7 protein-coding genes and 3 pseudogenes are annotated in these 13,168 nt (G+C 70.4%); 6 read left to right on the top strand and 4 right to left on the bottom strand.

Annotated features, from left to right (window positions below):
• Together ACLEQD_RS23275 and ACLEQD_RS23270 are read left to right on the top strand one after the other, a co-directional pair.
• Positions 1–686 (top strand): endonuclease/exonuclease/phosphatase family protein (locus ACLEQD_RS23275; protein WP_410386835.1); only part of this gene is annotated, 686 nt, incomplete at its 5' end.
• Between the two features lie 125 nt (positions 687–811).
• A pseudogene (locus ACLEQD_RS23270) lies at positions 812–1,141 on the top strand (GTP-binding protein); the annotation flags it as partial.
• A gap of 46 nt (positions 1,142–1,187) precedes the next feature.
• Here ACLEQD_RS23270 and ACLEQD_RS23265 read toward each other — a convergent pair.
• Positions 1,188–2,272: pseudogene (locus ACLEQD_RS23265) on the bottom strand (DUF4388 domain-containing protein).
• Between the two features lie 32 nt (positions 2,273–2,304).
• Here ACLEQD_RS23265 and ACLEQD_RS23260 point away from each other — a divergent pair.
• The 3 genes from ACLEQD_RS23260 to ACLEQD_RS23250 are packed head-to-tail and all read left to right on the top strand — an operon-like array spanning position 2,305 to position 7,363.
• Positions 2,305–3,240: a metalloenzyme gene (locus tag ACLEQD_RS23260; protein WP_410386833.1), complete on the top strand. Its 936-nt coding sequence runs from the start codon at positions 2,305–2,307 to the stop codon at positions 3,238–3,240.
• A gap of 11 nt (positions 3,241–3,251) precedes the next feature.
• The gene (locus ACLEQD_RS23255) at positions 3,252–4,232 is read left to right on the top strand and encodes a hypothetical protein (RefSeq protein ID WP_410386831.1); all 981 of its coding nucleotides are present in this window, start codon (positions 3,252–3,254) and stop codon (positions 4,230–4,232) included.
• 38 nt (positions 4,233–4,270) lie between these two features.
• Entirely contained in the window at positions 4,271–7,363 is a 3,093-nt protein-coding gene (locus tag ACLEQD_RS23250; RefSeq protein WP_410386829.1) for an alpha amylase C-terminal domain-containing protein, read from the top strand.
• Here ACLEQD_RS23250 and ACLEQD_RS23245 read toward each other — a convergent pair.
• The 3 genes from ACLEQD_RS23245 to ACLEQD_RS23235 form a co-directional block, all read right to left on the bottom strand.
• A complete protein-coding gene (locus tag ACLEQD_RS23245) occupies positions 7,360–9,045 on the bottom strand; it encodes a TldD/PmbA family protein (RefSeq protein ID WP_410386839.1) in 1,686 nt (561 codons plus the stop codon). The genes ACLEQD_RS23250 and ACLEQD_RS23245 overlap by 4 nt on opposite strands.
• A gap of 153 nt (positions 9,046–9,198) precedes the next feature.
• Entirely contained in the window at positions 9,199–10,518 is a 1,320-nt protein-coding gene (locus ACLEQD_RS23240; protein ID WP_410386837.1) for a nucleotide sugar dehydrogenase, read from the bottom strand.
• 72 nt (positions 10,519–10,590) lie between these two features.
• Complete coding sequence (locus ACLEQD_RS23235) at positions 10,591–12,666, bottom strand: alginate lyase family protein (protein WP_410386827.1); 2,076 nt, start codon at positions 12,664–12,666, stop codon at positions 10,591–10,593.
• Between the two features lie 280 nt (positions 12,667–12,946).
• Here ACLEQD_RS23235 and ACLEQD_RS23230 point away from each other — a divergent pair.
• Positions 12,947–13,168 (top strand): annotated as a pseudogene (locus ACLEQD_RS23230) (histidine kinase); the annotation flags it as partial.

Here is a 13,168-nt window from a genome sequence, read left to right as displayed (position 1 = left end):
GTGCTCGGTCCCGCGTGCGTCCCGACCCTGTCCTCGGGCACCACGCCCGTCGCCGCGCGCCCAGGCCCGCGCGTGACGCGGGCGCCCTGCGGGTGATGACCTTCAACATCCAGTCCGGCCTCGGGGGCCTGGAGGGGGTGGCGGACGTCATCCGCCAGGAGGGCCCGGACGTCGTCGCGCTGCAGGAGGTGGACGTGGGCTCCACGCGCGCGCACGGCGAGGACCAGGTGGAGCGGCTGTCGGCGCTCACCGGCCTGAAGTACCGCGCGCACTTCGGCACCACGCGGCTGTACGGTGGCGCGTACGGCATCGCGCTCCTGTCGCGCTACCCGCTGGCGTCGCTGGCGCAGTACCCGCTGCCCACGCCGAAGGGCGCGGAGCCGCGCACGCTGGCGCACGCCGTGCTGGACGTGGACGGCCGCGAGGTGAGCGTCTACGCCACGCACCTCATCCGCCGGCCCTTCAACGGCGCGGCGCGCGTGCGCCAGAGCGTCTTCATCTCCCAGCTGCTGGCGAAGGACTCCCGGCCCCGGCTCCTGATGGGCGACCTGAACGACGACCCGGACTCGCGTCCGGTGCGCCTGTTGCGCCGCCAGCTCCAGGACGTGGCGCGCGCACCCGCTCCGACGGGACGGGCACCTACCCGCTGCCGCTGTTCCTGCCGTCCTTGCGCATCGACTACGTGATGGCGTGTGGCGCGTTCACCCCGGTGGCCACGCGCGTGCTGCGCGTGGGCGTGTCCGACCATTACCCGGTGGTGGCGGACCTGCGGCTCCAGCCCGCCGCCGCGCCCGTCGTCTCCGCGAACACGGGCAGCAAGGTGCTGGGGCCCACGAGCGCGCTGGCGCCCGGGGACCTCTTCGACCACGCCCGGGCCGCGGAGGCCGCCTTCATCGCGGGGGACTACACCACCTGCGTCACCGCCTGCACCGACGCCGTCCGGCGCGCCATGGCGTTCGCGGGCGAGGGCTCCCTGGCCCAGCAGGCCTTCCTGCTCCACGTGGACGGCTCGGACCTGCTGCGGCTGCAGGGCCTGTCCACGCTGCCGCAGCTGCGCGTGGACGACGCGGCCTTCGCGCTCTACGTCCTGATGCAGGTCTTCGTGCGGCTCAACGCCGTGGGACTTCCGACCGTCGGGTGACGGGACGACCGGGGCGCGGCTTCAAGCCGTGCCCACCGGCCCCGGCTCAGCGCGGATAAGCGAGCTCCAGCAGCCCCATGCGGTGCAGCTTCGCCAGCGTCTTGAGCGTCTCCAGCTCGCGCGCGGGGCTGGCCAGCACCAGCGTGGACACGTCCCACGTCCCGCTGATGAGCCCGGCGATCTGCCGCTCCTCCGGCTTGAGCATCACCATCGTCTGCGGGGACTGGATGAGCCGCGGCACCACCAGCGGCGGCAGGTCCGCGTAGAGCGCGGCCACGTGCTCGCGCTGCACCAGGCGCGCGAACTCGCGCACGCGCCGGTCCGCGGGGTCGCTGGCCAGCAGCGACGCGCACACGATGCCGGCCGCGTCGTACTGGCCCTCGCGCATCAGCACCGCGCCCTTCTCCAGCATCTCCGCCACCGGATCCGCTTCCACCTGCGGCGCGCCGTCCACCTCCACCAGCTTCGCGCGCAACAGCTCATGCACCCGGCGCGTCACCGACGAGCGCGACACGCCCATGGACGCCGCAGCCGCCCCAGGTTCTGCGGCGTCGTCGTCAGCGCGAGGATGATCCGGTGCATCAGGGGCTGGCTGGGGCTGGGCGGAGAGAGCGCCTTCACGCTCAGCGCGTCGATGGGCAGCGCCTTGTCCACGTCCCCCTGCTCGTCCACCCAGCGCAGGGATTCGAAGAGCAGCTCGCGGATGCTCATGTCGGACGGCACCCAGTCCTCACCGGTGCGGTCCGCGTCCTCCGTCCAGTGGAACGTGCCCTGCCCCGCGATGGTCAGGTCCGTCATCGCCGCGAACAGCTCCTCGCGGCCCAGGTCGCGCACCCACCGCGCCTGCACGCCGTGCGCGTCGAAGGCCGCGTCCACGTCCGGCGTGCGCGCCAGCTCGTCGAAGGCCGCCAGCACGCGCGTGCCCGTGGCCAGCTTCGGCAGCGACAGCAGGCGGGCCACCCGGCCGCGCAGCCCTTCGCTCGCGGTGGCGCCCACCTGGCCGGACAGGAGGAACAACTTGCGCTCGCCCGCTTCCCACGACAGCTGCAACGTCCCCGTCTTGCGGGAGCTGTCCAGCCATTGAAGGAACTCGGGGAGCGGGTAGCTGAAGAGGTCGCCGTGGATGGCCATGCGTGTCGGATTCGAGGATACAGTCCCGGGCCGTGCGCGTCGCGGTCCTGTTCATCGATGGGGTGGGCATCGGACGGAAGGACCCGGCCGTGAACCCGCTCGCGGACCGGGACCACCTCCTGGCCTGGTTCCAGGACGCGCCCGCCCCCGTCCTGCCCCACGGCGGCGTGGGCCTTCCGGTGGACCCCACCTTCGGCGTGCCCGGCCGGCCCCAGTCCGCCTCCAACCAGACGGCCATCCTCACTGGGGACCCCGCCCCCGTCCTCGTGGGCGGCCACGTGCTGGGCTACCCCAACACCGCCCTGAGAGACCTCCTCGCGGAGCGCTCCATCGTGCGGCGCCTCAAGGCCGCGGGCCGCACGGCCACCTTCGCCAACGCGTACCCCGCGCCGTACCTGGACGCGCTCGGCGTCCCCCGGCGCCCGTCCACGTCCCCGCCGGAGTTCACCCTCTCCGAGCGCGCCGCGCGCAAGGTGCGCCCCTCCGCCGCGAAGCTCGCCTTCGCCGCGGGCCAGGAGCGCCTGCGCACGCTGGACGACGCGCGGGCGGACGACGGCCTCACCCACGACATCACCGGGGCCAGCGCGCGCGCGCACGGACTGGACGTGCCCCACCGCACGCCGGGCGAAGCCGCGGCCCTCCTCTGGCGCATCGCGGGCCAGGCGGACTTCACCTTCTTCGAGCACTACCTCGCCGACGAGGCCGGCCACGCGCAGGACTTCACGGCCGCCCGCCTGGCGCTCGACACCTTCGACGCCTTCCTGCGCGCCGTCGCCGCCACGCGGCCCCACGACGCGCGCGTGCTGGTGTGCAGTGACCACGGCAACGTGGAGGACCTGTCGGTTCGAGGACACACCGTGCACGCCGTGCCCATGCTCTACTTCGGCCCCTCCGCCCCGGAGGTAGCGTCGTTCTCCACCGTCGCGGACGTGGGCCGCGCCGTGGTGCGCTGGCTCGGCGCCGACTGAAGGGACGTGGGATGCGGGTGGGCAGTACCGGACGATGGAGCCTGCGGCCCGCCCTGCTCGCCCTGCTCGCGACGACGGTCCTCCTTTCCGCCTGCGCCACCGCGCCTCAGAAGCCCGTCGACCCCGCCGCCACGCTGGCGCTGCCCGGCGGTGAGTTCCGCTTCGCGCACACCCGGAAGGACGCCCAGGCCGCGGACATGGTCCGCCGCGCGGTGGAGCACGCCGGGCCCCGCCTGGCCCGCTGGGGCACGTTCCAGGAGCCCGTCACCCTCATCATCCACCCCAACCACGCCGCCCTGGAACGCGCCGCCCACCGGCCCGGCTACGACTTCCTGCGCGCCTGGGCCCGCTACGAGCAGGTGGAGGTCCAGAGCCCCCGCACGTGGACGCGCGCCGGCGCCACGCAGAAGCAGGTGGACGAGCTGCTGCTGCACGAGCTCACCCACAGCCTCATGTGGCAGGCGTCCGCCAGCGTGTCGGACTGGACGAAGAAGGGCATCCCCCTGTGGTTCAGCGAGGGCATGGCCTCGTACACCGCCGGCCAGGGCTACCGCGTCCCCAGCCTGGAGGACCTGTCCCGCTTCCTCCACCAGTACCCCCAGGCGGATCCGCTCGCGCGCGCCGAGTCCCTCTACGAGACCGAGAACGCCACCGTGTACGGCGCCGCCCACCACGCCTTCACCTTCCTCATGGAGCGCTACGGCGAGGCGCGCGTCCGGGGCGTCCTCGCCGCCATGCGCCGGGGCCAGGACTTCACCGGCGGCTTCCAGGAGTCCATCGGCCTGCCCGTGGACGCCTTCCTGCGCGACTTCCGCCGCTACGTGTTCCTGCGCGGCTTCAAGGGGGGCCGGCTGGCCCCACCCCCGGCCCATCCTCGCCCCGAAGGGCGCGGAATTCCTCGGAATCCACCGCTTCCAGCACCCCCTGCCCCACATTCGCCCACTTCCACGCCACCGGACACAACTCCGGAGGCCCCAAGCCCGACAAGTTGAGCAAGCCCGCTATGCGTGGGCCGCCGGAGGTCTCCCCCGTGACTGATTCAAAAATCAACCGCCCGAAACCCACCCCGTCCCCCGCCACGGGCTCCTCCGCCGTTGATTCCGCGAAGCTCGCGGCGCAGCAGAAGGCCGCCGCCGCGAAGGCCGCCGCCGTGAAGCGCAACCAGTCCGGCTTCGAGTCCGCTCCGGCGGCGGTCGCCCGGACGCCCGTGGCCGGCACCGGCAACCTGGCCCGCTCCGCCAACGCGAGCGCGCTGCTGGGCGCCGCGCCCACGTCCGCGGTGAAGTCGAACGCGACGGTGGCGAACCCGACGACGCGCACCATCACCTTCACCTACGACGCGGGCCCGCACGCGCAGCTCACCAACCCGAAGCTCAAGGGCAGCTGGGACGCGGACGGCCGCTTCGACGCGCAGTGGTCCTCCGGCGGCATCCCCATGAAGCCGCTGGGCAACGGCAGGTACGAGGCCACGGTGAAGGTGGCGGACGACGGCCTGGCGCACAACTGGGAGTGGGGCGTCAGCGTGGACGGCCCGTCCGGCAAGGACCAGTGGGCGGTGATGGGCGAGGGCAACCTCAAGCTGGACCTGTCCAAGCCCACCGCGTCCTACGCGCCCACGACGTACCACTCCATGGGCGCGCAGCGCTCCGGCCAGGACGTGTCCTTCAAGTTCTGGGCGCCGGACGCGCGCGCCGTGCAGGTGAAGGTGACGGACAAGCAGGGCCGCGAGCAGCGCATCCCCATGACGCGCGACGAGGGCGGCAACTGGACCGCGCAGGCCCGGGGCGCGTGGGACCAGCTGGAGGGCAAGGCCTACGTCTACGAAGTGGTGGACTCCACGGGCGCCACCAGCGACCGGCCGGACCCGTACGCGCGCCGGATGATGGGCGAGCAGCGCGGCATCGACCGGCTCTACCTGGACCCCACGCGCGGCAAGGAGGTGGACCGCTACTTCACCGGCGCCACCGGCCTGATGCGCTTCGACGTGGACGACGCCGGGGACGCGGACAGCGCGTACCTGGTCCTCAAGGACGGCGACGGCCACCCGCTCACCAAGGCGCAGCTCCAGGAGCGGCTGGGCAAGTTCGACGACACCCTCATCGACAAGATGCGCGGCGGGAAGTTCAACGACTTCTGGTCGCGCAACGTCACCGACGACGGCCGCATCAAGATGACGAACCAGGGCGGCGCGTGGACCACGCTCGTCAACGACCCGGACAAGCTGGCGGGCCTGCGCTACGAGTTCCAGGTGTTCGACAAGGACGCGCAGGGGAAGCTCCACCTGCGCGACGACGTGAACAACGACGGCAAGCTCTCCGACACGGAGCGCCTGGCGTCGTCGGAGAACGACCCCTGGAGCGACCTCATCACCCAGGGCAGCGGCGTGTCCTTCCGCGGCTCCATCCTCACGGACCCCACGAAGTTCCAGTTCAAGAACGACGACGTGCCGCGTGAGAAGGACCCGTCGAAGTGGACGGTGTACCAGCTGCACGTGGGCAGCTTCCTGGGACAGGCGGGCAACTCCAACCGCTCCACCATGGAGGACCTCATCAAGAAGCTGGATTACTTCAAGGAGCTGGGCGTCACCACGCTGGAGCTGCTGCCCACCAACGAGGTGGAGGGCCCGCGCAACTGGGGCTACCTGGGCGTCAACAGCCTGGCCGCGGAGAGCTCCTTCGGCTTCGAGGACGAGACGGGCCAGTGGGTGGAGGGCGACGAGGCCCTCAAGCGCTTCATCGACGCGGCCCACGGCAAGGGCCTCAACGTGGTGTCGGACGTCGTCTACAACCACGTCTTCGGCGACTACAACGGCCTGTGGAACGTGGGCGGCCCCAGCAACCCCTACTTCAACTGGGCCAAGGAGCCCGGCAAGTTCGAGCAGCGCGACACGCCGTGGGGCGCCGTGCCCGCGTACGACACGCCGCAGGTGAAGCAGCTCTTCGTGGACCACGCCGTGCAGCAGGTGGCGGAGCTGCGGTTCGACGGCCTGCGCTTCGACTTCACGGAGCCCATCAAGGGCGTGGGCGGCAAGGCGGGCTGGGACATGCTCCGGGAGATCAACCGCCAGGTGCACTTCATCAACCCGAACGCGTGGACCGTGGCGGAGCAGTTCGACTACGACCCGGACATCTCGCGCCCGGCGAAGTCGGACGGCACGGGCGGCGGCTTCGACGCGCAGTGGTACACGGAGTTCCAGCACCGGCTGGTGCGCGACAACAGCAAGCCGGGCCTGGTGCAGGCCGCCTCGCGCGGGATGAAGACGGACGTGGACGCATTCGTGGACCTGATGACGAACCCGCGCGGCCTGGACGGCTGGAAGCACGCGCTGTCCGTCATCTCCAACCACGACGAGGTGGGGAACGCGGAGCGCACCATGAACACCGCGGAGGGCGAGAAGGCCACCGACTTCCCGGACCAGTGGGCGCGCGGCGCCGCCCGCTTCACGGCCGGCATCGGCATGGCGGGCCCGGGCATCCCCATGTTCTTCCAGGGTGACGAGTTCGGCGCCCAAAACGACTTCCGCTGGGGCAACCCGTCCACCTGGGACAGCGACTGGAGCTGGCAGGACGTGGGCAAGGGCGTGGACTTCGGCAAGGTGACCTTCAACGACGCCACCAAGGCCACCTACGAGCGCCTCTTCGAGCTGTCCCCGGACGCGCGCGCGAAGGACAGCGCGTACAAGGCCTTCTCCGCGGACGACAAGAAGCTGTTCGCGGAGGTGGCCGCCCTGCCCGCCTCCGAGCGCAAGGACGCGATGCTGGACGTCACCCGCCGGCAGTCCTTCAACTTCTACAAGGACGCCATCGGCCTCAGGAACAGCAGCAACGCCTTCAGCGCGGCGGCGGAGGTCAAGCGCGTCTACACCCACAACGACGACAGCGTGATGGCCTTCACGCGCAAGTCCGGCAACGAGGAGTTCCTCGTGGTGGGCAGCCTCAACAAGAAGAACCTGGAGGGCTACTCGCTGCCCCTGCCCCCGGGCCAGTGGAAGGAAGTGCTGAACAGCGACGCCAGCGTCTACGGCGGCGGCAACTTCGGCAACTACGGCGCCACGCTGAACGGCGGGAACACCCCGGTGAACATCCCCGCCGCCGGCTACGTGGTGCTGAAGAAGGTCGGCTAGCGCTTCGCGTCCGCGCCGGCCGCCTGCTTCGACGAGGCGGCCGGGCTGGGCAGCAAGGGCGGCCGGTCCTTGCCTTCCATGGTGCGCTGCAGCTCCAGCTCCTGGAGCAGCACCGCGGGCGCCACGGTGGACACGGGCACGTTGCCGCTCTCCGCGCCGCAGAAGCCGTTGAACACGCCCAGGCGCTGGCCCGTGGCGAGGATGCGGTTCACTGACGACAGCGGCGTGCCGACGATCTCCACGCCGCGCACCAGCGTCTCCTCGCCCGTCTTCACGTCCACGCGGTACACCATGCGCGGCACGCCCTTGAAGGCCTGGTAGCCGTAGCTGGACGTGTTGGTGTTGCCGCCGGTGATGTCACGGATGATGAGCCCATAGGGCTTGCCCTGCCGCTTCGCCTCCGCGATGAGCCGCTTCTTCAGCTCCGCGTCGCTCACCTGCTTCGTGCTGTCCACCAGGAGGTTGGCCATGCGCGCCACCGGCTGGAGCGTGCCCTGCCCGCGCCCGTGGCCGTTGGACTTCGGGAAGCCCTCCACCGGGTGGCGGCTCATCAGGTAGCCCTTGAGCACGCCCTTCTCCACCAGGCTCACCGGCTGCCCCTTCACGCCCTCCTCGTCGTAGAGGTAGTAGCCGTTGAGCGGCTCGCCGTTCACCTCGCGCCGGGACGGATCATCCCGCAGCGACAGGAAGGCCGGGAGGATGTGCTTCCCCTCCTGTCCCTTGAACGTCTTGCCGTCGGTGTCGCCGTCCTGCCGGTCCGCCTCCAGCCGGTGGCCCAGCGTCTCGTGGAAGAGCACGCCCGCGGCCTCCGGCGCCAGGATGGCCGGGCCCGCGTACGGGGTGATGGCCGGCGCCTGCCTGAGCGCGAGCAGCTCGTCGATGACCTTCTGGGCCGCCGCGTGCACCTTCGCCTCGTCGGGCATGCCCGCTTCCGTGGGCAGGTAGAAGCTGCGCGAGTTGTCCAGGAGCTGCCCGTCCGGCGCGCGCGTCACCGCGGAGACGTGGAACGCATACAGCGTCTCCTCCGTGATGAGCCGCGTGCCCTCCGAGGACACGAACAGCCGCGTGGCCTTGTCCGCCGTGACGCGCACCTCCGAGTCGAACAGCTCCGGGTGCGCGTTGAAGCGCGCGGACACCTCGCGCGCCACCCGGCGCCACTTCTCCCGGTCGAACGGGAACGCCACCGGCGGCTGCACGTAGGTGGCGGGCGTCTCCCTGGAGAAGGACGCGGGGCGCTTGGGGTCCTCCACCGCGTAGACGTCCTCGCCCTTCTTCTTCAGGTACTGGAAGAGGGCGGCCTTGTACTTCTCGTCCGTGACGAGCCACAGCGCCGTGCGCAGCGCGAGCGGCGAGTCGTCCAGCGGCCCGTCCTTGCGCGACGTGAAGCTGGAGCCCTTGCTGGTGCTGAAGCCGAAGTCGAGCGAGTCCGCCACGGAGCTGTCGTAGTCGTAGCTGCCCACGCGCACGTCCACGCCCAGCTTGCGCTCGCGGTAGTCGTCGTCCTGGAACAGCGCCCCGTAGCGCGCGATGATCAGCCGCGACGCGTAGTCCTTCACGCCGTAGCTCAGGAAGTACGGCGCTTCATGGCCGGTCACCTTGAGCTGCTGCTGGTTGCGTTGAAGCTCCGCGTTCATCGCGTCCAGGAGCTGGGCGCGAGGGTCGGACGCGGGAGATGCGCCCATCAGGAGGGCCGCGGCCACGAACAGCGGGAACAGGGGACGGGATTCACCAGGCACGGCCGCGCACTGTAGCGAAAAACAGGCGAGGGCCCTCCCCTCACGCGGCTGGCGTGAAGCGAGGACCCTCCTGCCCGCATGCCCTGTCTGCGACGGGCCTCAGGCCTTGACGATCTTCTCGCGGCCCTGCGTGACGGCCTTGGTCGCGTTGCGCGTGTCGACGACGATGTTCGAGCGCTGGACCAGGTCGTTGTAGTCGATGTGCGAGTGGTCCGTGAGGATCATCACCGCGTCGTACTGGCTCAGGGTCTCCGGGTCGAGCGGGACGGACTTCATCTCCATGTTGAAGCCGTGGCCCTTGTGCAGTTCCTTCACGTACGGGTCGTGGTAGCTGATGTCCGCGCCCTTCTCCTTGAGGAGCGTCATCACGCGCAGCGACGGGGACTCGCGGAAGTCGTCGATGTCCTTCTTGTAGGCCGCGCCGATGCAGAGGACCTTCGCGCCGTTGAGCACCTTCTTGTTCTGATTGAGCGCCTCCATCGTGCGCTGCACCACGTAGTAGGGCATCTGCCAGTTCACCTCACCGGCCAGCTCGATGAACTTGGTGTGGAACTCGAACTCGCGCGCCTTCCACGTCAGGTAGAACGGGTCGATGGGGATGCAGTGCCCGCCCAGGCCGGGGCCCGGGTAGAAGGGCTGGAAGCCGAAGGGCTTGGTGCTGGCGGCCTGGATGACCTCCCAGACGTCCACGTTCATGCGGTCGCAGAGCATCTTCATCTCGTTGACCATGGCGATGTTCACGCAGCGGTAGATGTTCTCCAGCAGCTTGGCGAGCTCCGCCACGCGCGTGGAGGACACCGGCACCACTTCCTTCAGGGCGCTGCCGTAGAGGGCCGTGGCGACCTCGAGGCACGCGGGCGAGAAGCCGCCGACGACCTTCGGAATCGTCTTGGTGTTGAAGCCCTTGTTGCCCGGGTCCTCGCGCTCCGGGCTGAAGGCCAGGAAGAAGTCCACGCCCGCCTTGAGGCCGTTCTTCTCCAGCAGCGGCTTCAGCACCTCCTCCGTGGTGCCCGGGTAGGTGGTGGACTCCAGGATGAAGAGCTGGCCGGGGCGCACGTACGGCGCCAGGGCCTCGCCCGTCTGGATGATGAAGCTCATGTCCGGCTCACGCGACGCGGTCAGCGGCGTGGGCACGCAGATGATGACGCAGTCGAGCTCGCGGGACTTCGCGAAGTCGTTGGTCGCCTTGAGCTTGCCGGCGTTGGTGAGCTCCGCCAGCGGCGCGCTGGCGATGTGCTTGATGTAGCTCTCACCCTTGGCGATCTTGTCAATCTTGCGCTGGTCGACGTCCAGCCCCGTGACCGGGAAGCCCGCTTCCGCGAAGGCCATGCCCAGCGGAAGACCGACGTACCCGAGACCCACCACGCCCACCTTCGCTTCCCGATTCTGAATCCGACCCAGCAACGGGTTGCCAACCATCACGCGCATTGTCGTTACTCCCCAGCAGTTGACGTGAGGCCTCGCCGGCTCACACGTCCCGACCCACACCAATCACCTGAAGACGAACACCCACCCCAACCATGCCGGAGGCGTCAGCTGCCTCCGGAACTCCACCGACACCGCCGGCACCACGCGCCCGTACCCGGGCGAGTAGCGAGACGGCACGAGCGAGGTCTCCAACCCCCGCCCGAAGAGCACCCAACCCACGGGCGCCTCCGCCGGTCCAAGCTCGAGGGCCCGCGCATCGAAGGCCTCCGGCCCCTCCTGCACGCGCCCCGCCCGCGCCAATACCTCCGCCGCAGGCTTGCACCACCGCGCCTGCCCATCAGGCAGATGCAAACGTCCGACCACCTCATGACGGCCCGTTCCGACGAGCCGGTCCCCCACGGCCAGCGCACGCACGTGCCGGTCGAGGAAGAAGGTCCTCTCAATCCCTACCGGGGCCGGCAGGTGGCGGTAGCCGTCGTGGCGCACCACCAGCCGGTCATGCTTCGCGCCGGGCTGGAAGGCCACCACGCGAGCCCGGGCATCCTCCGGCAGCGCGAAGAGCCGCGCCTTGTCCATCGGGGCCTGCTCGGCCCCATCCACCTGAAGCGTGTTGTGCGCCGCGGTGCTCCGCATCGCGTTGCGCAGCGCCGGATCCCGCGTGTACGAACCCGTGCCGGGGTCGACGATGACGGGACGGCCGTCGAGGTGAAGCTCGAAGGAAAGCTTGTCGTTGTGGCTGTGTCCTCCGACGCCCCGCTGCCCCTGTTTTCCGGCCGAGACGGTGAGCACGGCCCCTTCGCCGCGCAAGATGTGGAAGCCACCTTCCGCAAAGCTTACAGACGTGGGCGAGGCAGCCGCGGGCAGCGCGTTGAAGCGCACCAGGCCCGCGTCGCCCAGGAGCCACGCGGCCTCGTCCGGGAACACGCCGCCGCCCAGCCCCGCGTCGTTGAACAGCGCCGCGCCCAGCCCCGCGAGGTAGCCATGGTCGCCGTCCGCGCGCTCCTGGAACGGGAACACGCGGCCGCTGTCGTTGTCGCCAATCTGCGGCGCAAGGCCAGACTCCGAGGACCAGGCGCGGGCCGCGACGAACATCAATCGCAGACGCGCTTCATAGGCAGGGCCCAGCGACACGCCCGCGCCGCGAGCGACGAGGAAGGCCAGGGTGAAAAGCTCCACCGACAGGCGGTGGTAGGGAATGGAGCCCTCGAAGGACGTGCCCTCGGGGTGGACCTGCGCCTCCATCTGCGCGCGCAGGCCGCTGGCCGCGAGCGCCACCTGCCGCGGCGCCCCGGGCAGCTCCGGGAAGAGCGAGCCCACCACCACGAGCCCCACGTAGTTGGAGACCAGGTGGTTGTTGGGCACCGCGCTGGTGTCCTCCAGGTGGGCCTCCACCCACGCGCAGTGCTCCGCGAGCGCGCCCAGCACGGGCACCAGGAACTCCGGCCGGCGCACCTCCGGCCGGTCCGCGAACATCGCCAGCGCCTGCGCGACGTTCGCCGCGCGCAGGGCAATCTCCATGGAGCACGTCCAGTGGACGCCCATGCCCACGGGGTTCGCCTGCAGGAAGTCCAGCGTCTGCGAGACGAAGGCCGTGGCGAAGCGCGAGCGCTCCGCTTCCGTCTCCGCCACCCACGCGCCCTGGGCCAGGGTCACCGCGCTGTCCAGCCGGCCCATCACCCACGGGTACTTCGGATCCATGCCCGTCACGTGCAGCGGCATGCGCTCCACGGGGTCCACCGGATAGTGCCGGCCGCTCACCGGCTCCAGGGACCAGTCCACCGGCCTGCCTTCACCGAAGGAGACGGGCGTGCCGAAGACGTCCCACTCCTGACGGAGCGCCCGCGCGGCGCGCTCCAGCGTGCGCGCCTTCGCGCCCGGAAGCTTCTCGATGGCGGCGCGAGCGGACTCGCGCTGCGACAGCTCGCACCAGGCCCGCGCGGTGCGGTGATCCAGGGCCAGCGACACCAGGTCCTCGGCGCGGGTGGCGCCGAAGGACTCCAGCAGCTGCGCCTCGTCCACCTGCTCGCGGCGGTTGTAGAGCGCCTTGCGTGCGACGCCCTGGACCCGGCGGACCGCGCTCTTCGCGAGCGCCCCAGGCGCCATCCGAGCCATCGTCGCGTAGTAATCGAGAGTACCCATCCGCCCCTTCCCGCCCAACCTGACGTGGGCAGGTGATAGCAAGCGGCTGGCCAAAACCTTTTCCCAGCAAGAGCAAGGGGTTGGCGCGTCTACCCTGCCCGTAGGGCGGTAAAAATGTCCGCTCCACCCGATCACCCTGGGTAAAGGATTGCTGCCTGACGTGGAAAGGAAGTGCTCCACGTTGGAGCCGTTGCGCCTCCATGGAGGCATGGCCATTCCTTGGCGCGTGCGGGCTGGGGCTTGGATGGGGCGGCGCATCGAGGACGACCTCGATGCCAGGATGGAAACGACGCTGACGGCGGTGGCCGAGCAGGCGCTGCGCGGAGGAACGCGCGCGGGCCTGGAGGCTCTGTTGAAGGCGTCCTTGCGGCTGACCGGCGCGACCGGCGCGGCCCTCTATGAAGGACGCGTGTGCGTGATGAAGGTGGGCAACGTCCCCGCCCGTCGCGCGCAAGCCACGGACAGGAAGCCCACGAAGCGCGCCTCCGTCCTGGAGGTGTGG

It is taken from the genome of Corallococcus sp. 4LFB, from assembly GCF_046520365.1.
Classification (GTDB): Bacteria; Myxococcota; Myxococcia; order Myxococcales; family Myxococcaceae; genus Corallococcus; species Corallococcus caeni.
Note: the sequence above shows the minus strand (reverse complement) of the source record. Positions and strands in the feature narration are given on the sequence as shown.